The sequence below is a fragment of the Bradyrhizobium sp. genome (assembly GCF_022844465.1).
GTDB lineage: Bacteria > Pseudomonadota > Alphaproteobacteria > Rhizobiales > Xanthobacteraceae > Bradyrhizobium.
On the sequence record NZ_JALHLP010000024.1, the window covers coordinates 43,694 to 65,047 of the forward strand.

Consider the following 21,354-nt stretch of genomic DNA (forward strand, 5'->3'; position numbering starts at 1 on the left):
CCACCGCACAAACGTCGGCCCATACAACCCGGACGAGCTTAATGCGGTGTGAAACGCCGGGCAGCGGCGCTGCCCAGCCGTGATTATGACAGATTTATAATGATCGATGGTTAGCGCGAATTAGAAATTATGACGGCCGCGGCGGGCTTGTCCCGACTCCAGAAGCGCGCCCTCCTCTCAGTCAGACGCTACCGCGCGATCACCTCGACCTCGCCGTCGACGCCGTTGACGACGTTGAAGGGGCGCTCGAACACCTTGCCTTCGTTTCGAGCGATGACGCGGTATTCGCCTTCCGACAGCACCACGCGCGGAAACGCGCCGATCGACTCCTTGATGACGTCGCCCGCCGGCGTGATCACCGACCACGCCGTGTTGGCAAGCGCCTCGCCGCCACGGTCGCTGACGAGCTTCAACGTAATCACCGCGGCGCGATGCGACACGGTGACATCCGTCAGCTTGCCGGCCTGGACGCGGATGTCGGAGCGCACCACCGAATTGGCGTCGCCGTAGTTGGAGATGATGTAATAGGTGCCTTCCGGCAGCAGCGCGATGTCGCCGGCGGCGACGTTGGGGATCAGCGAGGAGCGCTCGGCCCCTTCGAACTGGCTGCCCTTGTAGAGCGTGAACGATATCTGGTTTGCCGGGATCTTGCTGGTGCCGACGCGGCCTTCGATGCGCAGGCCGCCGGCCGGCAGCACGAAAGACTCGCGCTCGGTGTCCGATTTCAGACTGACCGCCCGCACCGCGCTGACCAGGCCATGGGCGACGTGAACGACGTAGTTGCCCGGCGGCAGCATGAGGTTCGGTGACGCGCCGCGCTCCTCGCGTATCAGCTTGAAGGTACCGGTGTCGTCGGGTTTGTCGGCGAACACCCGCCACACCAGCCCGCTGGTGATCACCGGCAGATCCTTGCCGTAGCGCGCCGTCAGCGCCAGCACCGGCTGGCTCACCGGCGGCGGCGTTGGCGGAACCGTGGCGATCGAGGGCGGCACGATGGTCGGCTGGTTCAACGGCGTGAGCAGGGGTGGAGCCGCCCCCGGTCCCGTGGACGGCGCCAGATTCAAGGCGGGTCCGCCCGGCGCATCCGGCACCGCGGCCGGCGGCACCGGCGGCGGACGCTCCTGAAACATCTGGGCTGAGCCTGAGGCCGGCAGCAGCAAGATCAGCATCAACGCAACCAGCAGCGCGGGAGAGGGCCACCCGCCCCGCCCGGTTCCCGCGATACCCTTGCCGCTCCAGATCATGGCGATGCTTTTCACCGAAAACGCGGCGAATTCAAGCCTGGAAGCACAGAAGTTCCTGCCCCAACCGGCCGCGGAACCCATGGGAACAGCCATCGCTTGCGCCTACTCTCGTGTCCAGTCACATTTCCTTCCTGAACCGCAGGGCATAAAAATATGGGTGCGGAGAGCAATGCATGATTCTGGCGTGGCCGCGCCATCGCTAAAACGATGAAGCCTCAGGAGAATATCGGTGCTGGATAGCTTGATGGGTCGCGGCCCCAGGGGCGCCGACGGCCGCGACAAGGTGGGGTTGGGCACCATCCGCCGGCCGGTGATCGGGCTGGCGCTGGGCGGTGGGGCTGCGCGCGGCTTTGCCCATATCGGGATCGTCCGTACGCTGGTCGCCCACGGCATCATTCCCAACGTCGTCGTGGGAACGTCGATCGGCGCTGTTGTCGGCGGCGCCTATGCGACCGGACATCTCGACAGGCTGGAGCAATGGGCGCGCAGCCTGCAACCGCGAAACATCCTTTCCTACCTCGACATCCGCCTGAACGGTTCCGGCCTGATCGGCGGGGCCAAGCTCGCCGCCGAACTCGAGGCAGCGATGGGCCAGAGCCTGATCGAGGATCTGCCGGTGAAATTTGCCACCGTTTCGACCGAGGTGCGCACTGGCCACGAGATCTGGCTGACGCACGGGCCGATCGTGGACGCCATGCGCGCCTCCTATGCCTTGCCCGGGATATTCTCGCCGGTCCTGGTCGGTGACCGCTGGCTGGTCGATGGCGCCTTGGTCAATCCGGTTCCGGTTTCGGCGGCGCGCGCCATGGGCGCGGAGATCGTGATCGCCGCCAATCTCTCCAGTGATGTTTTCGCGCATTCGACGACCGTTTACTCGCACGGCCCGTCGGCCGGCGCTTCCGCCTCGGCGCCAGACCCGGCGCCCGAGCCGCGAAAGCTGGGCATCGGCAAACTCTTCTCCGCCGAGCGCACGATGAAACGCGAGTTCTTCGGCGGCGGCGGGCGACCGGGTATCTCCTCGGTCATGGTCGACGCGTTCAACATCATGCAGGACCGCATCACCCGCGCGCGGCTGGCCGGCGACCCGCCGGACCTGTTGATCTCGCCCCGCGTCGGGCAGATCGGCTGGTTCGACTTCCACCGCGCCGACGACCTGATCGCCCATGGCGCGCGCGCGGCCGAGCGCGCCATCGAATCGATCCAGGAGGCGATTCACATTCTGGTTCCGCCGAGGGCCGAAGCCGAAAAACCAGTCGAAAAGACGTGAGGCAGCGCGACGGCTTCGCGCGAATTCGTGATCATTTCGCGCCAGGAAATCGCGTCAAGGCAGCATCAGGCCGTCTTGATGTAGTCGCGAAGCGCTTCCTGCTCGGTCTCATATTCGTGAACGCGGCGCTTGACGACGTCGCCGATCGAAATCAGGCCAACGACCTTGCCGTCCTCGACCACGGGCAAATGCCTGAACTTGCCGATCGTCATCATTTCCATGATGCCGGCGACGGTGTCGGATTGCCGGCAACTGACGACCTTGCGCGTCATCACGGCGCTGACCGGCTCTTCGAGCACCCGGGCTCCGCGCTCGCCCAGCACGCGGACGATGTCGCGTTCCGAAAGGATGCCCTCCAGGCGCTCCTGGTTCATGACCAGCACCGCGCCGATCCGGCGCTCGGCCAGCAATTTGATCGCGGTTGAAAGCTTGGCGTCCGCTTCGACGCTCAGGACGTCATGACCCTTGGAATCCAGTATCGCACGTACCGTCATTGTCGCCTCCAGAATCCGTTCGCGCCCGCGAGGGCCCGACCTTTTCACGAGTCTTCAATCAACAGTTCCACGCCGGCTTGCTATCGTGGCGCGGAGCGCAAGCCAGCGTAAGCAAGCCAGGATAGTGCAGCCAGGCAATCACGCGCAACGGCAGGCTTCAGCTTGCGTCACTGCCTCAATCGATGATGGATGAAATCGCGCTGCGCCGCAAGCGGCGATCAGGCGTCGCCGGGGCTGTCCAGCGAGGTGGCGTTCGCTATCGCCCGCGGCACCGGATCGAACAGCGAAAACAACATCAGGCCGGCGAGGAACCCGCCGATATGCGCCTGCCAGGCGACGCTCGCGCCTTCGGCGCCGATCGAAATCGAGCCGAGACCGAAGATAATGTTGACGCCGAACCAGACCGCGAGAAATCCCAGCACACGACCATCGCGCAGGGCCCGCGAAAGCGGCAGCGCCGGAATCTTCGCAGCGACGTCCGCATCGCCCCGGTTGAACGAGAGAAAACTTCCCTGCACGAAGGCAAAGCGAATGGCGGCCGCCATGGTGCCGGACACAGACGCCGAGGCGCCGATCATCGGCGCGATGGAATGCTCATGCGTGAGTAGATGCGCCAGCGCGCCCGCCGCCGCCGTCACCGCCATGAACACGTAAAACCTGACAGGCCCGAACCGGCGGGCAAGCGCGCTGCCGAACGGCAGCAGCCACAGCACGTTGAAAACGATATGGGTGAGATTGGCGTGCAAGAGCGAATAGGTGACGAAGGTCCATATTTCGGCGCCGGTTCCGCCGGGAAAGCTGATGTTCAACAGCGTGGAGTCGTAACGCCGCGGAATGAAGCCGAAGACGTCGATGGTCCAGTTCTCGAACTCGGGCGGCAGCAGCACCCGCAGATGAATTGCTGCAATCAGCACGACATAGGCTGTCAGTGCGCGCGGCAGCGTCAAGATGGGTTCCCGCGGGGCGTCCGGCGGCGCTCCCCGGAAGGTATCAGGCTGGGATTCCAAGGGTCGAGGGCCTTCGCTGGTGGCATGCGGCGTATCGGCCCAGATAGGCGGCTTTGCCCGCCCGGTGCAAGGGCGCAAACCGCAAAGAAAAAGGGAGAGCCCTGAGAAAGCCCTCCCTCATCTTGTCGATCTTTCGCGCTTCCGAAGCGGGACCGCGTCCCCGTCCGTCGCGATGATCAAACTGTTTGACGCCACCTGTGTACCAACCGCGCCGCCAGCTCATCGGGCCAATCCGGCGCTGCCTGATGCGCTCTACCCTAGCCACGACGCACTGCCGTCGCCAACCCGATAGTTAACTTAACCTTAACGTCGCAAAGCCGCGCCTCTGGCTGCCAATTCGCGGTCCCCGGCATGGACGCTGCAAAGCCTGTCCTGCACAACAACCAAGGGAAGGCGGGTGCGCAAAAGCGGGACAGAAGTGTCCCGCCCGAGCCAGCCGGGAGGGTCAAACATGAAACACCCATCGAGCCGCGGGTTCTACGCCTATTGGGACGCCAAGCGCGGCGATGCACTGGCGCCGGACCGCAGCGAGATCGAACCCGGCGCGGTGCGCGAACTGCTCGGCGATATCTTCGTGCTGTCTTATGACAACGAGGCCGGCTACCCGTTTCGCGTCGCCGGCACGCGGGTCTCAGCCCTGCTTGGCCGCGACCTCAAGGACGCCAGCTTCTCCGCGCTGTTTGCGCCTGATGGCCGCCGCGAGATCGAGAACATCATCAGCTACGTCGCCGAGGAGACGCTGCCGGCGATTGCCGGCATCACCGCGGCCACAAAGGATGGCGGCGTCGCGCATCTGGAATTGCTGCTGCTGCCGTTCGTCAACCGCGCGCACGCACCGATCAGCCTGACCGGCGTGCTGGCCCCGTTCGAAAGCGATCGCGGCACGCTCGGGGATTTCAAGGTGACGTCCTGGCGCTACCTGCACCGGCCGCAGAAACTGCTGCCGCGCGCCCTGCGCAAGCTCGCGGTCGCCCGCGGCTTCATGGTGTATGAGGGATTGCGGTAGGCGCGAATTGGCGCGCCGCCAGCCATATCGGCGCGTCATCCGTCGCGATAGCAGCCTGGTTTCAAGTTCCGCTGAAGCGCGCGGTCCGTTTCTCGAGGAAGGCATTGCGCCCTTCGAGCGCGTCGGCGCTGCGCCGCACCTCGGCCTGGGTTTCGATCTCGCGGCGGAACTGCTCGGCATAGCTGGAATGTTCGCTGTCCTCGATCAGGCGGCGGGTCGCCACCAGCGCGCGGGTCGGACCTCGCGCGAGCCTGCCCGCCAGCGCCAGCGCGCCATCGAGAAGCGCCGCATCGTCGAACACCTCGCGGACCAATCCCCATTCCCTGGCCTGATCGGCCGACAGCGGCTCGTTGGTCAGCATCAGTTCAAGCGCGCGCTGGCGGCCGACGAGACGCGGCAACAGCCAGGTCGAGCCGAGGTCCGGGACCAGCCCGATGCGGCTGAACACCTGGATGAAGCTGGCCGACCGCGCCGCCACGATCATGTCGCCCGCCATCGCCAGGCTGAATCCGCCGCCCGCGGCGACGCCATTGACGGCCACCACGACCGGCACCCGGCATTCGCGCAGCGCCTTGAACGCCGGCCAGTAGTGCGTCATCACCCCCGCGACGATGTCGTCGCCCAGGATTTGCGCAGCCTTGAGATTTTGGCCCGAGCAGAAACCACGGCCGGCGCCGGTCAAGACCAGCGCCCTCACCTGCGGGTCGTCCGTCATCTCGCCAATGGCGCCCGCCAGGTCGCCCAACAGATCCGGCGTCATCGCGTTCAGGGTCGATGGCTCATCCAGCGTTAGCACCCCCACGCTGCCGTCGCGTTCGCGCTTCACTCCCGCCATCCTGCCCCTCCGAACGGGGCGCACAGGCGATGCGATCGCGCCCCTCCTCACACATAGCCCAGCCAGCGCCAGTAAGTCGAGGCCAGCACCATCACCAGCACCAGCGCGATCAAGGTCAGCACCAGCCCGGTGCGGACAAAATCGCGGGCGCTGAACGTGTCGGTGCCATAGGCGACCATGTTCTGCGGCGCGTTGACCACGAGGATGAATCCGAAGCTGACGACGAACTGCAGCAGCATGGTCATGCCGACGACGTTGATGCCGGGCGTCGCGACGCTCTTGAGTACCGCGATCACGATCGGAATCATGGCCGACGCCAGCGCGGTGGCGCTGGCGAAACCAAGATGAATGACCACGAGGAACAGGCTCATTACGCCAAGAATGAACAGCGCGGTTGCGTTCTTCAGGCCAAATTGATTGACGACGATGTCGGCAAGCCATGTCGCGGCGGTGGTTTGAAGCAGCGCGGTGCCGAGGCTGATGCCGACGCCGAACAGGATGATCGTGCCCCAGGGAATCCTGGGCTGCGCCTCTTTCCAGCTCATGATGCCGAAGCCCGGCAGGAACATCAGCGCAACCGCGGTGATGGTCGTCGTACTGGTGTCGAATTTGTGCAGGGCTCCCTCGGTCGCCCAGAATCCGATCAACGTGACCGACAGCAACAGCAGCTTGAGCTCCGACGGTTTCATCGGGCCGAGTTCGAGCAACGATTTGCGGATAGCCTCGCGTCCGCCCGGCACCGTTGCTACTTCCGACGGCATCATCCGCGTCATCACGAAATACAGCGCGATGCACATCAGCACCGCGAATGGTCCGGCGGCGATCAGCCAGTCCAGCCAGGTGATGGTCGCGCCGAAGGATTTCTCGATGAAGCCGATCGCCACCATGTTCTGCGCGGCGGCGGTCTTGATCCCGACGTTCCAGATGCTCGCCGTCTGCACCGTCGTGATCATCAGCATACCGGCAAACGCGCCGCGCTTGTCGACGCCAAAGGCGGCGATGATACCGAGCGTGATCGGCACCAGGCAGGCGACGCGCGCGGTCGTCGAGGGCACCATCAGCGCGATCACAAATCCGACGATAATGGTACCGATCACGACATTCCGAGTCTCGGTGCCCACCCGCGACAGGATCGTCAGGGCAATGCGCCGGTCGAGGCCAGTCGCGGCCATGGCCGCGGCCAGGAACAGCGCCGCCGCCACCAGCACCAGCGCCGTATTGGCAAAGCCGCTGAACGCGAGGCCGAGCGCGGCGCTGGTGCCCATCAGCACCTTGGGATTGGCGATGCCAGGCGCCAGCCCCAGCAGCAACGCCATCAATACTGCGATCACGACGGCCGAAACCGCGTAATCGATCGCTTCGGTCATCCAGACAATGACGGCGAAGCCGAGAATGGCGAGCATTCGATGGCCCGCGACCGGCAGACCCTCAGGGGTCGGCAGCAGCAGGATCGCGGCAATCGCGGCAACCGCCAGCAGCAATCCCCAATTGGCCCTGATCCAGCCGCGTTGTTCGTCGCGCGGGACAGCGCCACCCGCCGATCCCTGTTCCAGAATGGCCATGCACGTTCCTCCCCGCGCGGCACGATTGACCAGGACGGCAGTCGCCGTCTTGCGCTGGATCAAACGCACGACCACCCCGCCTCTACTCTCCCCAGTGTCCGTCGCGCGTCGTCGCCCGCATTCGCTGCCGATTTGATCTCGCGCAAACTGCCCTGGCCCAGGAGCCTTTACCTATTTTGCAGGGCTTGCTGATGCAACAAGCACCGAACCGTTTGATATCGTGGCATCGCGGAGCATTCAGATGACCAAGATGAAGGTCGGGACTGGTGACTGGATCGTTGTTTGCGACGGCCGCAAGGCGCTCATCCTCGAAAACGTCGGTGATCGCATGTTTCCCAACTTGCGCATGCGGGAAGTGCGTGAGCAGCCGGACCTGCCTACACATGCCCAGGGCAGCGCGGCACCGGGTCGCGTCTACCAGTCGACCGGCGGCGCAAGAAGCTCGATCGAGCAGACGGACTGGCACGACGAGGCCGAGCGATCGTTCCTGAAGGCGCTGGCCGAGCGGCTGGATGCCGCGGTCAAGACCGGCGAAACCTCTGCCCTGACGATGGTGGCGTCACCCCGCGCGCTGGGCATGATCAGGCTGGATTACTCGGATGCAATAAGAAAGGCCCTTCATGGCGAGGTGGCCAAGGATCTGGTCAAGATGCCCGTGCATGAAATCGAGAAGCAGCTACTGGCTTGAATGCCAGCTCGCCAGCGCATGGTGCGAACGCAGCGCGTTCGCGCGAACGGCGATAACACATCGTTAACCCTGTCGGTCGTAGGGTCGTTCTGACGCCAAGGGACCGGCTGTCGGGTGGCGAAGATGTCGTTTGCGCAAAAGAAATCATCCTCCCTCCCCTCCACCGAGGAGCGGCGGCGCTTCCAGCGCGTCAAGGTCCACCTGCTCGGCCGCTACATGCTGCCCGATCGCCGCGAATTTCCCTGCCAGATCATTAACATGTCGCCGGGCGGACTGGCGTTGCTGGCGCCCGGCATCGGCAATGTCGGCGACCGCGTGATCGCCTATCTCGACCATATCGGCCGGGTCGAGGGCAAGATCACCCGCATCATCGACAATGGCTTTGCCATGACGGTCGGCGCCACCGCGCGCAAGCGCGACAAGCTCGCCGCCCAGCTCACCTGGCTCGCCAACCGCGATATCCTCAACCTGCCGGAAGACCGCCGCCACGACCGTATCGTGCCGCGCAACCCGATCGCGCTGCTCACGCTCGAGGACGGCAGCAAGATGACCTGCCGCATCATGGACCTGTCGATGTCCGGCGCCGCAATTGCGGCGGAAAACCGCCCGCCAGTGAAGTCGCTGGTCATGCTTGGCAAGGTGCAATCCCGCGTGGTGCGCAATCTCGACGAAGGCTTTGCGCTCGAGTTCGTCCACGAGCAGACCCCCGAGACGCTCGAAGACGCGGTTACCGCGCGGTAAACAGCCGGACGCCCGCAGCCCCTCTGGCGGCGTGAGCAGGCGGTATTCCGTGCCGCCCCGGCGCATTTTGGCGCCGGCAAGAGCAGGTTAACCCCGCGCCCGCCAGCGCCGAAAACCCCAGTCGATACAGCGCCGGCCGGGTTAATGCATAAAAATTGAATCAACTACAGTTGTTTACAATTTTACTCGAGTTTTATTCAAGTATATATCCAATTTTCCGCAGGTTTTACTAGTATTCGCGTCGAATGTGCTTGCTGCATTTAGCGGCGGCGAAAATCCTTTGTGCGAATACTGCCCCCAACAAGAAACGGGGGCCACAATGTTGTTCAAGGGACAGGGAAAGCGGATGGCGCTCATCGCCATCCTGTTGGGAATGACCGCCACGGCCAAGGCCGGCGACGTCGTCTACGCAAGCCTCGCCGACACCGCGCGCCCGCCGATCGGCTGGGTCGAATTCTGCGCCGAGAACCCCGGCGATTGCCGCGGCGGCGCGTCAGAGCCGCGCGACATCGTGATGTCGCAGACGGCATGGCGGGATCTGGTGCGGGTCAACAAGTGGGTCAACGAGACCATCAAGCCGATCACCGACATCGAACACTGGGGCGTGGTCGAAAAATGGTCGTTGCCGACGGACGGTTACGGCGACTGCGAGGACTATGTGCTGCTGAAGCGCAAGATGCTGATCGACGCCGGATGGCCGCGCGAGGCGCTGCTGATCACCGTGGTGCGCGACACGAAGGGCGAAGGCCACGCGGTGCTGACCGTGAAGTCCGACAAGGGCGAGTTCGTCCTCGACAACCAGAACGAAAACGTCCTGGCCTGGACCGAAACCGGATACCGCTTCGTCAAGCGCCAGTCGCAGTCCGACCCCAATCTCTGGGTTTCGCTCGGTGACAACCGCCCAGCGGTTGCCACCGCCTCCTCACGCGACCGCTAACCCGAACAGGTATTCACGAACCCGCGATCCGGTCACATCCCCACCCCTCCCCGTCCCCGACCGGTTCGCGCGCGGCCAGGCTTCCCCCAAAGCCTGGCCGCACCTTTTTCGAGAGGCGTATGCCGTCCAAAGGCTATGCCGCGAGCGCGACGCGCGACGTCGGCTTCGTTCGCATCGGCTTGCCGCCCGGCGGGTCCGGCGGATTTCGATCGAGCCACGAGAGCGCTTCGAGAATCTCGTCGATCGTTACGATGCGTTTTGCGCCGGACCACTCGCGCAGGGCGGGACTTGAAGCAACCGCCGCGGCGTCCGATGCCCAGGAAGCGAGAATCGCGCGCTTCTCACTGATTGAGAGCGTTTCATCGGCCACCACGTCGCGCGGGTGATCGAACACGCTGGCGGGGTTGAGTACGGTATCAAGCTCAACAATGTTGTTTGATCGGTGGGTCATGGTTTGTGATCTCCCAAAAAATCGCCGGCTGCCCGCCCGTGCTGGCCGGGCGGGAGCTGTCGGTCCCTCTCGTGGCGCGACGGCTAGGCGGCCCGCGCCTCGATTTGCTGGACGTTAGCGGGCATCGCGCCATTGATCGCAATGCGGCGAGGCTTGTTGGCCTCGGGGATTTCCCGGAACAGTTCGATCCTGAGCAGTCCGTCCTGAAACGACGCGCTCTTGACCTGCACATGGTCGGCAAGGCTGAACTGACGCTTGAAGGGGCGCGCCGAGATACCCTGATACAGATACTCGCGCGGCTCCTTCTCGGCCTTCCGGCCTTCAATCGTGACCGTGTTCTGCTCGGCCGTGACGGAAATCTCATCGGTTGAGAAGCCGGCGACAGCAAGCGATATCTGATAGCGGTCTTCGCCAAGCCGCTCGATATTGTAGGGCGGGTAATTGTCCTCACCCGCCCGTTGTGCGGTTTCGACGAGATCGAAGAGGCGATCGAAACCAACCGTCGAACGCCACAGCGGTGTAAAATCGTAGGTGCGCATAGCCAAATCCTCCATAGAGCAAGTTGGATACGAGCGGCACCGGACACGACCGGTGCCCGTCTCACGACCGGGCCCGTCGGGCGCCCGGGCCGCCCTCTGGCGGCAGCGAAAAAAATGAGAAAAACGCGATCTGGTTTCAAGGGGGCAGAGGAAAATTCTGCAACCCCAATGGTCGGTATTTGCAGAGCGAGACGGAGCCGACTTCCCGACATTCGTAGCCGGATTCCAGATGGCCCCTCGCCTGACGCGGGGGGTTCCAAGGCGTTTTTGCCCCAAAAAAGCCCGATACTGAGCGGTTTGGTAAGAATTCAATAGTTGCCAAGCCAGACGCGGGTTTTAGACGCGACAGACCTGTGCTAACCGGCCGCATTGAAGCAGGTCTCGGATTCGGAGCCGCATGATCGATATCTCCTCTGGGAATGCAAGTTCCATCGCGCGGTTCGGCGGACACCCGATCGCGATTGGCGCTGCCGCTCTGTTCGTGGTGGTGCTGGGAGCCAGCTCGATCGCGGTTTGGCGCGCCTATACCGGCGCAGTGCCCGAGACCGACCGGGTGGTGGCGACCCGGCAGTTGCAGGCTCGCACCGCGCAGGCGTCCGAGCAGCTGGTCGAAAAGACAAAAGGCTTGGAGGCCACCCAGCAGGAATCAATCGACCAGCTGCAACTGGTGCAGGACCAGTTGATGACGGTGCGCCGCCTGCTCGCTTTCCAGCAGGCCGAAACCAAGAAGCTCACCGAGCAGGTCGCGACGTTGGCCACGGCGGTCGACGGGTTGCGACAGTCCTTTGCCAGCTCCCAATCCTCCGAACCGACGGCCGCGTCCTCGTCCCGTCAGCGGTCAGTCAAGGCAAAGCCCCGCTCGAGTCGTAGCGCGAACCGCAACCGCGCCAAGTCGCGCGGCTGATCGAAGCGCCTGGCCGCCAAACAAAAAAGCGAGCTGGAAGATTTTTAGAGCCGAGTGTGAACTGGCTCACATATGTCCGTAGAATTCCGGGACATTGTGAGGCTCACCGGATGGCGTGAGCCGATTTCAATATCCGGAGCGGACAAGGTCGTCGACGGTATACTGCGTTGACGGCCTTGTTTTTTCCCCGGGGCTCGCCGCGAAGCAGGCGCTTGCAAGCGCATGACTATCGCCGCGGCGACTCATCGCGACGGGGGTTGCGATAGGGCTTAAGCGCCGATTGCTCAGCTTCCCAGATCATCCACACGAACGCCGCGCCAAGTCCTGACACGACACCGAGAAACAGCAACGTCAACGCTGGGTCTGTAAGCATTTGACTACTCGCATGCGACGCAGGCAATACATTCTGGGCGAATTCCCGGAGATGGCTCGGGCCTGTCTTGCTCACTCTTCGATGGAGCAACGAAGACGTCCACGCCTTGTTCCTGATGGCAGCGATTTTCCTGGCCAGACCGCCCCCAACCGGCGGGCATATCGCGGCGCCTCAGCCGATTCTCTTCAAGCCGTCGTTGAACCGCGGCCCGTTCAGGGCATAGAATTTTGCAGCCCCGCCCATCGCGGTCACCTGCTCCGGCGACAAGGTGCGGATCACCCGCGCCGGCGCGCCGATGATCAGGGAATGCTCGGGAAATTCCTTGCCCTCGGTGATGATGGATCCGGCGCCGACGATGCTGCCGCGGCCGATCCTGGCGCCGTTCATCACGATCGACCCCATGCCTACCAATGCGTCGTCTTCGATTGTGCAGCCGTGCAGGATGACGTTGTGGCCGACGGTGCAATTCTTGCCGATCGTCAACGGAAAGCCGCGGTCGGTATGGCAGGTCGAATTGTCCTGCACGTTGGAGCCCTCGCCGATCTCGATCCACTCATTGTCGCCGCGCAACACCGCGCCGAACCACACGCTGGCCGCATGCAGAAGGCGCACCTTGCCGATCACGGCCGCGGTATCCGCGATGAAATAATTGCCGCTCGCAGGCAGATCAGGCCGCTGTCCGTCGAGTTCGTAGATCGCCATGACGATTGGGTCTCCGTTCGCGGAAACCTTGGCACAGCCGCTGGCGCGTAATCAAGCGAGGCCGGCGGCCTGCCTCACGCCAGCACGCCCGCGACGCGCAACGTCATCAGGAAGAACGTGCCCGACATCATGCTCCAGAAGCCTGCGAGCACGGTCGCCATCACCACGAACTCGAAGCGGCGGCGCTCGATCCTGGCGCCGCGCAGCGTGTTGCGCATGATGATGAAGGGTGCCGCGAAAACCAGAAAAGGCACCGCGGCAAACGTCTTCGGCGCTACCCCCTGGCCGAGCAGCCCGAACCCCGCCGGCCGCGCCGCCATCGCCTGATAGCCGCTGGTCAGCGCGCCCGCGAACGCAAAGCCGATGCAAAGCGAGAACAGGGAATTCAACGCATCAGGCGACATGAAAAGCATCCGGTACGCGATAAACTGCGCCCTGCTTTCGCAAGAACGGCGGCCCACCGCCAGATCATCCCTAAGGAAAGGTTAACAGCCGAGCGCCGATGACCACAGGCTGCGGGGCAGCCTCCGCGCCAGAATCCGACGAAATCATGCGGAAATCCGCCGGCGCATGGCATATTCGCGCCGTGATTCGGCATTGGCGCCCAATTCGGCGAGATACCGTTCAGAATCGCGCCCGATCTTCAAACCCAACCGATGTTTGTTCATGACCTTGATCTCGACAGCCCGGCACATCGCCCGCAGCACGCGCCGGAACCCGCGCTCGCATATGCTCCTGGTGGGATTCTCGGCAACGATCAGCGCCGGCGCCATCGCGCTTGTCGCCTATTTGCTGTGGCCAACCTGGGGAGCCGGTCCGGCGAGCGCACCGTCACGAATGCCGGTCAGCGTGGGGGCGACGCTGTTCAACGTGCCGACAGCGGCGATCCGCCGGAAAATCCAGCGCCACTCCGGTCCGCAGGAGCGGGTCGATCTCAGCTTCGTCTTCCCCTCGCTGGAACCGCCGGATGCACCAAAGCACGTCACCGCAGACACCATCGAGGAGAAGGTCCAACCGATCGACCGGATATTCCTGTCGATATCGGCGCATCATGACACGCTGGCGCCCGACGCGCGGGTGCGCACGATCTATCCGCGTTACCTCGATCAGGCCTCAACCCCGGTCGACGACGGATTGACCATGCGTTCGTTTCGCGACGGCTCGCCCTACGCCAACGAGGACCTGTTCTCCGCGGGGACGCCTGTTCTCAACGCGCGCTGCACGCGCGATGGACTGACCCCCGGCATGTGCCTGAGCGAGCGCCGCGTCGAGGGCGCCGACCTGACATTTCGCTTCCCGCGGAGCTGGCTGTCGGAGTGGCGCGATGTTGCGAACGCGATGAACCGCCTGACGGCGCGGATGCAAGGGCTGAAAGACTAGCGGCCCGCGCGCTACCCTTGATCCACCAGATCCTCCTCGAGGATCGCCATCTGAAACTGGAACGAGCGATCGTCATCCTCGTCATCGACGAACAGCACGCCGATAAACTCCTCGCCGATGTAAACTTCGGCGGAGTCGTCCTTCTTCGGCCGCGGCACGACGCGGATCTTGGGATTGCCGAATACGCGCTTGAGATAGGCGTCGAGTTTCCTGACTTCCTGAACGTCCACGGCCGTCTCCAATCGGATCAATGGTTTTCCGGGAGGGTTTTTAGGCCGAGACGGCGCGGTGCGCCAGCCGTATCTTCAACCGGCTTGACGGCAGAAAGCTTGTAAAATCAAAGCCCGATCGCGTTGATCATCTGGTCCATGGTGCGCGACGGCTCGGCGCAACCAGCCTCGCCGACGATCCTGGCGGGGACGCCGGCCACCGTGACGTTGTGCGGCACCGGCTTCACCACCACCGAGCCGGCGGCGATGCGCGCGCAGTGGCCGATCTCGATATTGCCGAGAATTTTCGCGCCTGCCCCGATCAGAACGCCGCGGCGAATCTTCGGATGCCGATCTTCGTTCTCCTTGCCGGTGCCGCCGAGGGTGACGCCGTGCAGGATCGAAACGTCGTCGTCGATGACCGCGGTCTCACCGCAGACAAAGCCGGTGGCGTGATCGAGGAAGATGCCGCGGCCGATCCGTGCGGCCGGATTGATGTCGGTCTGGAACACCGCCGAGGAGCGGCTCTGCAGGTAATAGGCGAAATCCTTGCGGCCCTTTTTGTAGAGCCAATGCGCCAGGCGGTGGGTCTGCAGGGCGTGGAAGCCCTTGAAGTAAAGCAAAGGATCGATGAAGCGCGAGGTGGCGGGATCGCGGTCATAGACCGCGATCAGATCGGCGCGAAACGCGTTGCCCAGATCGGGTTCGTCACGCAGCGCCTCGTCATAGGTCTGGCGGATCAAATCGCCCGACAGCGCCGAATGGTCGAGCCGCTCGGCCAGGCGATGCACCACCGAATCCTCCAGGCGGTCGTGATGCAGCACGGTCGAATAGATGAACGAGGCCAGCTCGGGCTCCCGGCGGACAATGTCCTCGGCCTCGCCGCGAACGCGATCCCAGATCGGATCGAGCGCGGAAAGTTTCGTACCCTGCGGATTGACCTGATGCACTGCCATGATTGCGCTCGCAAATTCGCCTGTCGGGTTGCTCTTATAGCATAATCGACGCACGGATGTCCCGGTTGGGCTACGGCAAAGTAAACCGAAGCCGAACGCCTTCCACGTCAGTTCAAGGTGGTCGGCAATCCCCGGAAATCAAGCCAGCCCCGGGGGCCGCCTATTGACGAATTTCGGCCAGTCCGCCATGTCCGGACGCTGAGGATATGGGGCCAAATGCGGGAAAATCACGTCAGCACGCAGATATTTCGGACGCGTAGCGCGGCCCGCTCGTGGGCCGCCTGGATCGCCGCCATCGCCATCCCGTTGATGTTGATCGCCCCGGCGCTGTGGAACGGCTATCCGCTGCTCCAGGTGGATACCGGCGGCTATCTGGCGCGGTGGCATGAAGGCTACCTGGTGCCCAGCCGCTCCACGGCGTTCGGCCTCTATCTCCATTTCGGCGAGGATTCAGCTTTCTGGATCAACCTCGGCATTCAGGCACTGGCAACACTGTGGATCCTGCAGCTGACACTGCGCGTGCTCGGCATATCCCAGCCGCTGCGGCTAATAGCAATCAGCCTGGCGCTCGCCCTGACCACCGCGCTGCCGTGGCTTGCGAGCACGCTTTTCACCGACATCTTCGCCGGGCTATCGGTGCTTGCGCTTTTTGTTCTAGTCGCCCATGGCGACAGGACTTCGACACCGGAAAAATGCCTGCTGTTCGCGTTGACGGCCTTCGCCGCGGCCACGCACAGCGCGACGCTTGGCGTGTTGCTCGGGCTCTGCTGCATCGGCTGGATCGCACGTCCCTTTCTGCGCGGACGGATTTCCGTTGCCGGACTGACCCAGGGCAGCCTCACCCTGATCGCGGGTGCTGCGATGCTGCTGGCGACGAACTTTGCGTTGTCGGGGCAATTGGCATGGACGCCGGGCGGTTACGGCGTCGCGTTCGGACGGATGCTGCAGGACGGCATCGTCGCGCGCTATTTGCGAGATCATTGTCCGCGACAGCAACTTAAACTGTGTCCCTACCGCGATCAGCTTCCGGCCACCGCCGACAAGTTCCTGTGGGGCAAGAGCGTGTTCGACCGGCTGGGCCGCTTTCAGGGCCTGAACGACGAGATGAGCTTCATCGTATTGCGCTCGCTCGCCGAATACCCGGCCTGGCAGGCCAAGGCAGCGCTGATGGCGACCGCGCAGCAGCTCGTCCATGTCGGCACCGGCGAAGGCACCAATGGCTGGCTCGGACACACCTACGGTATCGTCGAGCGCTATCTTCCGGCTCAACTGAAGCCGATGCGCGCAGCGCAGCAGCAACGCCGGCAATTCGACTTTACCGCGATCAACTACGTCCACGTTCCCGTCGCCCTGGCGTCGATGCTGCTGGCCGCGAGCCTGTTCGGCCACGGGCTATGGCGCCGACCGCTCGACGATCTCACGTTGCTCGCCGGGACGATCTCATTCGCCCTGCTCGGCAACGCCTTCATATGCGCCGTGATCTCGGGTCCGCACGATCGCTATGGCGCGCGCATGGCGTGGCTCGCGACCACCGTTGTACTGATCGCAGCGTCGCGGCGTTTCACCGCCGAAGACGCGCGGCCCGCGACCGCTCATGGCCGCCGCGACAGGAAGTCGATGACGCCGGCCTTGTAGACCTTGTCGCCGACCGCGCGCATGTGGTCGCGGTTTGGAATATCCACCACCTCGGAGCCCGGGATGATCTTGCCAAGCGCCGCGGCCGAGCCGGCGATTTCGTCCCTGGTGCCGACCGCGATCAGAACGGGTACGCCGATCGCGGCGGCTTGACCTGCGGTCATCAGCCGCCGCGAACCGCGCAGGCACGCTGCCAGCGCCCGGCGGTCGGAACGGGTCTGGTCGGCAAAGGCGCGGAAGGTACGGCCGACCGGGTCGGTCACGTCTTGCAGCGAGGGCGCCTCCAGCGCGGCCGCCACGTTTTCGCCGGGCCCTCCCCCCTCGATCAGACCGATGCCGATGCCGCCGAGGATCGCCGAGCGCAGCCGCCGCGGTTGCTCGCGCGCCAGTTCCGCCGTAATCCGCGCGCCCAGCGAATAGCCCATGATGTCGGCGCGCGCGATGCCGAGGTGATCCAGCAGCGCGATGACGTCATTGGCCATCACGGCGATGTCATACTGCGCGGCATCGTAGAGCTTGGCCGATTCGCCGTGGCCGCGATTGTCGAGCGCGATGACGCGGCGACCAGCCTGCTTGAGGTCGGAAACCCAGGCCGGATAGACCCAGTTGACGTTCTTGCTAGAGGCAAAGCCGTGCACGAGCAGAACAGGATCGCCCTCGCCCTCGTCGAGATAGGCGATTTCGACGGCGCCGTTGTGAAAACTCGGCATCGAAGGTTTCCGTTTTTCGGGAGATTGCGATCGGCGGTCAGGCAAGGGCTGCAAGAAGGGCTGCGAGTCTAGCCGGGCGCGACAACGCCCGCCAGAGCCGGGCCGTGCGGCAACCCGGCGGCCGCAGCCTGCAGCCGCGCCCGCCGCGCCTTCTTGCGACGCAGCCACGCCATGGTGGCGCGCTCCGTGGTCGCCTTGATCGACGACAGGAAACCGAACAGCGTCAGCAGCGCGCCGAACACCCACATCGTCAGATTGAAGGCGCCGGTCGCCAGCAGCAGGGCGCCGCGGCCGAGCGTCTTCAGGATGGCGCGGGTCTGGCCGCCCTTGGCTTCCGCCAGCCGCGCGGCGCGTGCGACATCCTTCGGGCCCTGGGCGATGCGCAGCGTATCGAGCGCGCTGCGCGTGCCGGCCTTCTCGCCGACGCGTCCGACGTCCTTCGCCAGCCGCACCAGCGCGCCGGCCTTCTCGGCGCGGAACGCTGCCTTGATCGCGCTGACGGTCTCGACCGGCCGCAGCACCGAGCCCTTCGCGACCGCCTGCTGCAGGACGGGCGCATCGACGATGTCACGCGCCGAGCGGCCGGCCCATTGCGTCAGGCCCTCGCCCAGCCGTCCGACCTTGCGGGCATCCTTGACCAGGCTCAGCCCGGCGCGTACCGGCCCGAGGCCGCCGACGGAGACATAGGTCGCGGCCGTCACCGCAAGCCCGGCGGCGGCAAGGCCCAGCACCAGGCGGTCGACGTCCTCGCCCGTTGCCAGATGCTTGCCTTCGCGCACGACGTCCCTGATATCGCCGAACACGAGCAGGTCGCCGGCCACCGTGCCCGACAGGCTCGCGACGTCGTCGGCATGGCCGGTTACCAGTCCGGTGGCGAACCGCCTGGCGAAATGAGACGCCGAACCTGCCTCCGTCACGGCGTCGGCGACGCGCGTCGACACCGAGTCGCTGACAACGATGTTCTTGTCGCGTGCGAGTTCGAGAAAGCTGGCGGCGAGATCGGAATCGCCTGCTTCCAGCGCCGCCTCGATGTTGTCGGCGACCAGCGTCGGGCGGTTCCGGATGGCCGAATCGATCTGCATGTCGGCCAGCGCCACGGGGTCGTCCTGGGCCGCCAGAATGGCGCCGGCGTCGCGGGCATGCGGCCACAGCGCCGCGAACACCGCCGCGCTGAGCGCGATGCAGGCAAGCGCCATGGCCAACGCCGAACCGAGCCGCAACCGCGCCATCCCGGAAAATCCTGTTTTCGTGGTCTCACCCAACATGGTGTGCCGGTTTTAAGACACAACGGCCCCGACCAAAGAAGGGCTTCTCTTCGACGGCAACATTGTGTCGAATTTGCGCGGGCCATCGTGCGGCGGCCACTGCATCTCGGCTCTGGGAATCCGCTGCAGCCGCCGTTATGGTGCGCGGAATCTCGGGTTGCCGCGCCGCCAGGCGCGCGTCTGTCCGTCGTTACCATCCGAAGGTGAAGCTGATGTCTGACCATGTCGTCCCGCATTTCCACAACGACGCCGGGGTCTCGGTCATCGAGATCGGCTCGCATGAGTTCATGTGCGTGGGCGCCAACCCGCCTTTCGACCATCCGCATGTGTTTCTCGACCTCGGCAACGACAACGAGATCATCTGTCCGTATTGCTCGACGCTCTACCGGTTTGCCGCGGATCTCGCCGCCGGCGAAGCCCGGCCGCCGGAATGCGTCCTGAAGGATGCGGTCGCCTGACGGTCGGTGACTGCCCCGCGCACCATCATCGTTGCGGGCGCCGGCATCGGGGGACTGACGGCGTCGCTGGCGCTCGCGGCAAGAGGCTTTCGCGTCGTCATCCTGGAAAAGGCCGAGCGGCTGGAGGAAGCCGGCGCGGGGTTGCAGCTTTCGCCGAATGCCAGCCGCATCCTGATCGACCTCGGCCTGCGGGAGCGGCTGGCGCCGCGCGCCGTGACGCCGGACGCCATCAGCATCATGAGCGCGCGCGCCGGCGGCGAGATCGCCCGCCTGCCGCTCGGCGAGGCCGCGGGCCTTCGCGCCGGCGCGCCCTATTGGGTGATGCATCGGGCCGATCTGCAGGGCGCGCTGCAGTCCGCCGTCAATGACCATCCCGACATCGAGCTTCGGCTCGGCTGCCAGTTCGACGACGTCGCTTCGCACGCCAGGGGACTGACGGTGGTGCAGCGCCGCGGCGACGCGCGGCGGCAGGAGACGGCGGTGGCGCTGGTCGGCGCCGACGGCATCTGGTCGGCGGTGCGCCACCAGCTATTCCCGCAAGTTCAGCCGCAATTCTCCGGCCTGATGGCGTGGCGCGGAACGCTCGATGCGACATCGCTGCCGCGCGAGCACGGCTCCGCCCGGGTGCAGCTCTGGATGGGGCCGAACGCGCATCTCGTCGCCTACCCGATCTCGGGCGCGCGCCAGATCAATGTCGTCGCCATCGTGCCGGGAGACTGGAACAGGCCCGGCTGGAGCGCGCCCGGCGAAGCCCGCGAAATCAGGAACGCCTTTGCCTCGCCGGACTGGCCTTCGACCGCGCGGATGCTGATCAACGCCGTCGACGGGTGGCGGCGATGGGCGCTGTTCACGCAGCCCGACATCGGCGAATGGAGCAGCGGCGCGGTAGCACTGCTCGGCGATGCCGCGCACGCGATGCTGCCGTTCGCCGCGCAGGGCGCGGGCATGGCGATCGAGGACGCCGCCGTTCTCGCGAACTGCCTCGGCGAAAGCGCCGGCGACCCGGCCGCCGGCATCGCGGCCGCCTTGAACCGCTATGGCCGGCTGCGGCGCGGCCGCGTGCTCGGCGTGCAGCGCGCGGCACGGCAGCAGGGACGCATCTATCACCTCACCGGTCCGCTGGCGCTGGCGCGCGACCTCGCTATCCGGGCGATGGGCCCAAGACGCATGCTGGCGCGACAGGACTGGATTTACGATTGGCGGCCCTAAAGCGGGATGACTTTTCTTCGAATCGGAAAACCGCTGCGCACTTTTCCGGATCATGCTTTAGACCCACGATCTGGTGTCACGGAAATACGCTTCGGCGGTAGACCGCAGGGGCCCGGCACAAAATCGCGAAAACAACCCCATGCAAAGGCGAGCAGGTCCCGGCCCGCAGCACTCAGGCCGCTTGCGTCCGGGCACGAGATGGTCCGTCATCACAGGCTGCCCTAGTTCACCCGCGACGGCGCGCGGGCGCCCCTCGCCAGCGGGGCGGGCGTGATCGGCGCCGCGACGGCGCCTGCTGAAGGTTCGGCGTCCAGCTTGGATTCCTGGCAGCGGTTCTTCCGCCAGGCTTCTTCGGCCAGATTCGACTGTCCGCGAACCGCAATGTAGTCATTGCGGTAGGCGAGCTCCACCACGACTGGACCGGCGGCGCCGGTTTGCGCTTTCGCCATCAGCCCCTGCAATTCGGCGGTGCGATTGGCGAGGGTCTTGCGTTCTGCCTGGAGCTGCTTGCAGTCGTAGAGATCGTATTTGGCGGGATCGGCGAACGCCGTGGACATGCCGTCGCCCATCTCGGCGCAGCCGGACAACCCCGCCGCCAGCGCCAACAGCGCCAGCGCGGCGGCTGAACACTTAGAGAATCTGCGACAGGAAGGAGCCAACGACATCGGGCCTTGGTAGGTGGATAATGTTGAGATTGCCTAAAACAGGCGGAAGTGTCCGCATTGAGGCTTTGCTTTGCCAGATGCCTCGCTTAAAGCAAAGCCTGCGCCGGATCGGACAAG

25 protein-coding genes are annotated in these 21,354 nt (G+C 64.8%); 10 read left to right on the plus strand and 15 right to left on the minus strand.

The genetic code is table 11. From position 1 onward, the window contains the following. Positions 1 to 188 precede the first annotated feature (188 nt). Entirely contained in the window at positions 189 to 1,244 is a 1,056-nt protein-coding gene (locus Q0D31_RS22655; protein WP_291856327.1) for a hypothetical protein, read from the minus strand. A 229-nt stretch (positions 1,245 to 1,473) separates the two neighbouring features. On the opposite strand from Q0D31_RS22655, the gene Q0D31_RS22660 reads away from it, so the two are divergent. Further along, complete coding sequence (locus Q0D31_RS22660; RefSeq protein ID WP_291856271.1) at positions 1,474 to 2,511, plus strand: patatin-like phospholipase family protein; 1,038 nt, start codon at positions 1,474 to 1,476, stop codon at positions 2,509 to 2,511. 65 nt (positions 2,512 to 2,576) lie between these two features. Here the strand turns inward: Q0D31_RS22660 and Q0D31_RS22665 are convergent, their stop codons facing one another. Continuing rightward, on the minus strand, positions 2,577 to 3,005 hold the full coding sequence (locus Q0D31_RS22665) for a CBS domain-containing protein (RefSeq protein ID WP_291856273.1): 429 nt from the start codon (positions 3,003 to 3,005) through the stop codon (positions 2,577 to 2,579). A 218-nt stretch (positions 3,006 to 3,223) separates the two neighbouring features. Further along, on the minus strand, positions 3,224 to 4,012 hold the full coding sequence (locus tag Q0D31_RS22670; protein WP_291856275.1) for a rhomboid family intramembrane serine protease: 789 nt from the start codon (positions 4,010 to 4,012) through the stop codon (positions 3,224 to 3,226). 451 nt (positions 4,013 to 4,463) lie between these two features. Here Q0D31_RS22670 and Q0D31_RS22675 point away from each other — a divergent pair, with 451 nt between their 5' ends. Then, positions 4,464 to 5,018: a PAS domain-containing protein gene (locus Q0D31_RS22675; RefSeq protein ID WP_291856277.1), complete on the plus strand. Its 555-nt coding sequence runs from the start codon at positions 4,464 to 4,466 to the stop codon at positions 5,016 to 5,018. A gap of 61 nt (positions 5,019 to 5,079) precedes the next feature. On the opposite strand, the gene Q0D31_RS22680 is transcribed toward Q0D31_RS22675, so the two are convergent. After that, positions 5,080 to 5,853 carry an enoyl-CoA hydratase-related protein gene (locus tag Q0D31_RS22680; RefSeq protein WP_291856279.1) on the minus strand — a complete coding sequence of 258 codons (774 nt, stop codon included), beginning with the start codon at positions 5,851 to 5,853 and terminating at the stop codon, positions 5,080 to 5,082. 47 nt (positions 5,854 to 5,900) lie between these two features. Continuing rightward, entirely contained in the window at positions 5,901 to 7,415 is a 1,515-nt protein-coding gene (locus tag Q0D31_RS22685) for a DASS family sodium-coupled anion symporter (RefSeq protein WP_291856281.1), read from the minus strand. A gap of 241 nt (positions 7,416 to 7,656) precedes the next feature. Between Q0D31_RS22685 and Q0D31_RS22690 the strand changes: the two genes are divergently transcribed. The 3 genes from Q0D31_RS22690 to Q0D31_RS22700 all read left to right on the plus strand — a co-directional run bounded on the left by Q0D31_RS22690 (position 7,657) and on the right by Q0D31_RS22700 (position 9,781). Then, positions 7,657 to 8,103, plus strand: coding sequence for a host attachment protein (locus Q0D31_RS22690; protein WP_291856283.1), 447 nt, complete (start codon positions 7,657 to 7,659; stop codon positions 8,101 to 8,103). 123 nt (positions 8,104 to 8,226) lie between these two features. Next, positions 8,227 to 8,844 carry a PilZ domain-containing protein gene (locus Q0D31_RS22695; RefSeq protein ID WP_291856285.1) on the plus strand — a complete coding sequence of 206 codons (618 nt, stop codon included), beginning with the start codon at positions 8,227 to 8,229 and terminating at the stop codon, positions 8,842 to 8,844. 346 nt (positions 8,845 to 9,190) lie between these two features. Next, positions 9,191 to 9,781, plus strand: coding sequence for a transglutaminase-like cysteine peptidase (locus tag Q0D31_RS22700; protein WP_291856287.1), 591 nt, complete (start codon positions 9,191 to 9,193; stop codon positions 9,779 to 9,781). A gap of 133 nt (positions 9,782 to 9,914) precedes the next feature. On the opposite strand, the gene Q0D31_RS22705 is transcribed toward Q0D31_RS22700, so the two are convergent. Together Q0D31_RS22705 and Q0D31_RS22710 are read right to left on the minus strand one after the other, a co-directional pair. After that, complete coding sequence (locus Q0D31_RS22705; protein ID WP_291856289.1) at positions 9,915 to 10,232, minus strand: hypothetical protein; 318 nt, start codon at positions 10,230 to 10,232, stop codon at positions 9,915 to 9,917. Between the two features lie 83 nt (positions 10,233 to 10,315). Beyond that, positions 10,316 to 10,771: an Hsp20 family protein gene (locus tag Q0D31_RS22710; RefSeq protein WP_291856291.1), complete on the minus strand. Its 456-nt coding sequence runs from the start codon at positions 10,769 to 10,771 to the stop codon at positions 10,316 to 10,318. Between the two features lie 397 nt (positions 10,772 to 11,168). Between Q0D31_RS22710 and Q0D31_RS22715 the strand changes: the two genes are divergently transcribed. Beyond that, positions 11,169 to 11,675, plus strand: a complete 507-nt coding sequence (locus Q0D31_RS22715; protein WP_291856293.1) for a hypothetical protein — start codon at positions 11,169 to 11,171, stop codon at positions 11,673 to 11,675. 544 nt (positions 11,676 to 12,219) lie between these two features. Here Q0D31_RS22715 and Q0D31_RS22720 read toward each other — a convergent pair. The 3 genes from Q0D31_RS22720 to Q0D31_RS22730 all read right to left on the minus strand — a co-directional run bounded on the left by Q0D31_RS22720 (position 12,220) and on the right by Q0D31_RS22730 (position 13,523). After that, positions 12,220 to 12,750, minus strand: a complete 531-nt coding sequence (locus Q0D31_RS22720) for a gamma carbonic anhydrase family protein (RefSeq protein WP_291856295.1) — start codon at positions 12,748 to 12,750, stop codon at positions 12,220 to 12,222. Positions 12,751 to 12,824: 74 nt separating this feature from the next. Further along, positions 12,825 to 13,154: a hypothetical protein gene (locus Q0D31_RS22725; RefSeq protein WP_291856297.1), complete on the minus strand. Its 330-nt coding sequence runs from the start codon at positions 13,152 to 13,154 to the stop codon at positions 12,825 to 12,827. 144 nt (positions 13,155 to 13,298) lie between these two features. Continuing rightward, positions 13,299 to 13,523: a hypothetical protein gene (locus Q0D31_RS22730; protein ID WP_291856333.1), complete on the minus strand. Its 225-nt coding sequence runs from the start codon at positions 13,521 to 13,523 to the stop codon at positions 13,299 to 13,301. On the opposite strand from Q0D31_RS22730, the gene Q0D31_RS22735 reads away from it, so the two are divergent. Continuing rightward, positions 13,480 to 14,130, plus strand: a complete 651-nt coding sequence (locus Q0D31_RS22735; protein ID WP_291856329.1) for a hypothetical protein — start codon at positions 13,480 to 13,482, stop codon at positions 14,128 to 14,130. The genes Q0D31_RS22730 and Q0D31_RS22735 overlap by 44 nt on opposite strands. A gap of 11 nt (positions 14,131 to 14,141) precedes the next feature. On the opposite strand, the gene Q0D31_RS22740 is transcribed toward Q0D31_RS22735, so the two are convergent. Together Q0D31_RS22740 and cysE are read right to left on the minus strand one after the other, a co-directional pair. Beyond that, positions 14,142 to 14,360: a DUF3126 family protein gene (locus Q0D31_RS22740; RefSeq protein WP_291856299.1), complete on the minus strand. Its 219-nt coding sequence runs from the start codon at positions 14,358 to 14,360 to the stop codon at positions 14,142 to 14,144. Positions 14,361 to 14,467: 107 nt separating this feature from the next. Further along, on the minus strand, positions 14,468 to 15,295 hold the full coding sequence (cysE, locus tag Q0D31_RS22745) for a serine O-acetyltransferase (protein ID WP_291856301.1): 828 nt from the start codon (positions 15,293 to 15,295) through the stop codon (positions 14,468 to 14,470). 216 nt (positions 15,296 to 15,511) lie between these two features. Here cysE and Q0D31_RS22750 point away from each other — a divergent pair, with 216 nt between their 5' ends. After that, the gene (locus Q0D31_RS22750; RefSeq protein WP_291856303.1) at positions 15,512 to 16,930 is read left to right on the plus strand and encodes a hypothetical protein; all 1,419 of its coding nucleotides are present in this window, start codon (positions 15,512 to 15,514) and stop codon (positions 16,928 to 16,930) included. Here the strand turns inward: Q0D31_RS22750 and Q0D31_RS22755 are convergent. Both Q0D31_RS22755 and Q0D31_RS22760 read right to left on the minus strand, forming a co-directional pair. Next, positions 16,888 to 17,640, minus strand: coding sequence for an alpha/beta hydrolase (locus Q0D31_RS22755; protein ID WP_291856305.1), 753 nt, complete (start codon positions 17,638 to 17,640; stop codon positions 16,888 to 16,890). The two genes, Q0D31_RS22750 and Q0D31_RS22755, sit on opposite strands and share 43 nt — an antisense overlap. Positions 17,641 to 17,708: 68 nt before the next feature. Further along, positions 17,709 to 18,836 carry a hypothetical protein gene (locus Q0D31_RS22760; RefSeq protein WP_291856331.1) on the minus strand — a complete coding sequence of 376 codons (1,128 nt, stop codon included), beginning with the start codon at positions 18,834 to 18,836 and terminating at the stop codon, positions 17,709 to 17,711. A 281-nt stretch (positions 18,837 to 19,117) separates the two neighbouring features. Between Q0D31_RS22760 and Q0D31_RS22765 the strand changes: the two genes are divergently transcribed. Further along, complete coding sequence (locus Q0D31_RS22765; protein ID WP_291856307.1) at positions 19,118 to 19,363, plus strand: zinc-finger domain-containing protein; 246 nt, start codon at positions 19,118 to 19,120, stop codon at positions 19,361 to 19,363. A 6-nt stretch (positions 19,364 to 19,369) separates the two neighbouring features. Beyond that, positions 19,370 to 20,572 carry an FAD-dependent monooxygenase gene (locus Q0D31_RS22770; protein ID WP_291856310.1) on the plus strand — a complete coding sequence of 401 codons (1,203 nt, stop codon included), beginning with the start codon at positions 19,370 to 19,372 and terminating at the stop codon, positions 20,570 to 20,572. A 221-nt stretch (positions 20,573 to 20,793) separates the two neighbouring features. Here Q0D31_RS22770 and Q0D31_RS22775 read toward each other — a convergent pair whose 3' ends face one another. Next, complete coding sequence (locus Q0D31_RS22775; RefSeq protein WP_291856312.1) at positions 20,794 to 21,237, minus strand: twin-arginine translocation pathway signal; 444 nt, start codon at positions 21,235 to 21,237, stop codon at positions 20,794 to 20,796. Positions 21,238 to 21,354: the final 117 nt, after the last annotated feature.

Bases quoted from the DNA above. Each gene is read 5' to 3' on its own strand.
- Q0D31_RS22720 (WP_291856295.1), bottom strand. From the start codon at position 12,750: ATGGCGATCTACGAACTCGACGGACAGCGGCCTGATCTGCCTGCGAGC.
- Q0D31_RS22665 (WP_291856273.1), bottom strand. From the start codon at position 3,005: ATGACGGTACGTGCGATACTGGATTCCAAGGGTCATGACGTCCTGAGC.
- Q0D31_RS22690 (WP_291856283.1), top strand. From the start codon at position 7,657: ATGACCAAGATGAAGGTCGGGACTGGTGACTGGATCGTTGTTTGCGAC.
- Q0D31_RS22685 (WP_291856281.1), bottom strand. From the start codon at position 7,415: ATGGCCATTCTGGAACAGGGATCGGCGGGTGGCGCTGTCCCGCGCGAC.
- Q0D31_RS22760 (WP_291856331.1), bottom strand. From the start codon at position 18,836: ATGGCGCTTGCCTGCATCGCGCTCAGCGCGGCGGTGTTCGCGGCGCTG.
- Q0D31_RS22705 (WP_291856289.1), bottom strand. From the start codon at position 10,232: ATGACCCACCGATCAAACAACATTGTTGAGCTTGATACCGTACTCAAC.
- Q0D31_RS22675 (WP_291856277.1), top strand. From the start codon at position 4,464: ATGAAACACCCATCGAGCCGCGGGTTCTACGCCTATTGGGACGCCAAG.
- Q0D31_RS22725 (WP_291856297.1), bottom strand. From the start codon at position 13,154: ATGTCGCCTGATGCGTTGAATTCCCTGTTCTCGCTTTGCATCGGCTTT.
- Q0D31_RS22735 (WP_291856329.1), top strand. From the start codon at position 13,480: ATGCTCCTGGTGGGATTCTCGGCAACGATCAGCGCCGGCGCCATCGCG.
- Q0D31_RS22765 (WP_291856307.1), top strand. From the start codon at position 19,118: ATGTCTGACCATGTCGTCCCGCATTTCCACAACGACGCCGGGGTCTCG.
- Q0D31_RS22655 (WP_291856327.1), bottom strand. From the start codon at position 1,244: ATGATCTGGAGCGGCAAGGGTATCGCGGGAACCGGGCGGGGCGGGTGG.
- Q0D31_RS22715 (WP_291856293.1), top strand. From the start codon at position 11,169: ATGATCGATATCTCCTCTGGGAATGCAAGTTCCATCGCGCGGTTCGGC.
- Q0D31_RS22695 (WP_291856285.1), top strand. From the start codon at position 8,227: ATGTCGTTTGCGCAAAAGAAATCATCCTCCCTCCCCTCCACCGAGGAG.
- Q0D31_RS22755 (WP_291856305.1), bottom strand. From the start codon at position 17,640: ATGCCGAGTTTTCACAACGGCGCCGTCGAAATCGCCTATCTCGACGAG.
- Q0D31_RS22710 (WP_291856291.1), bottom strand. From the start codon at position 10,771: ATGCGCACCTACGATTTTACACCGCTGTGGCGTTCGACGGTTGGTTTC.
- Q0D31_RS22750 (WP_291856303.1), top strand. From the start codon at position 15,512: ATGCGGGAAAATCACGTCAGCACGCAGATATTTCGGACGCGTAGCGCG.
- Q0D31_RS22775 (WP_291856312.1), bottom strand. From the start codon at position 21,237: ATGTCGTTGGCTCCTTCCTGTCGCAGATTCTCTAAGTGTTCAGCCGCC.
- Q0D31_RS22730 (WP_291856333.1), bottom strand. From the start codon at position 13,523: ATGGCGCCGGCGCTGATCGTTGCCGAGAATCCCACCAGGAGCATATGC.
- Q0D31_RS22700 (WP_291856287.1), top strand. From the start codon at position 9,191: ATGGCGCTCATCGCCATCCTGTTGGGAATGACCGCCACGGCCAAGGCC.
- cysE (WP_291856301.1), bottom strand. From the start codon at position 15,295: ATGGCAGTGCATCAGGTCAATCCGCAGGGTACGAAACTTTCCGCGCTC.
- Q0D31_RS22680 (WP_291856279.1), bottom strand. From the start codon at position 5,853: ATGGCGGGAGTGAAGCGCGAACGCGACGGCAGCGTGGGGGTGCTAACG.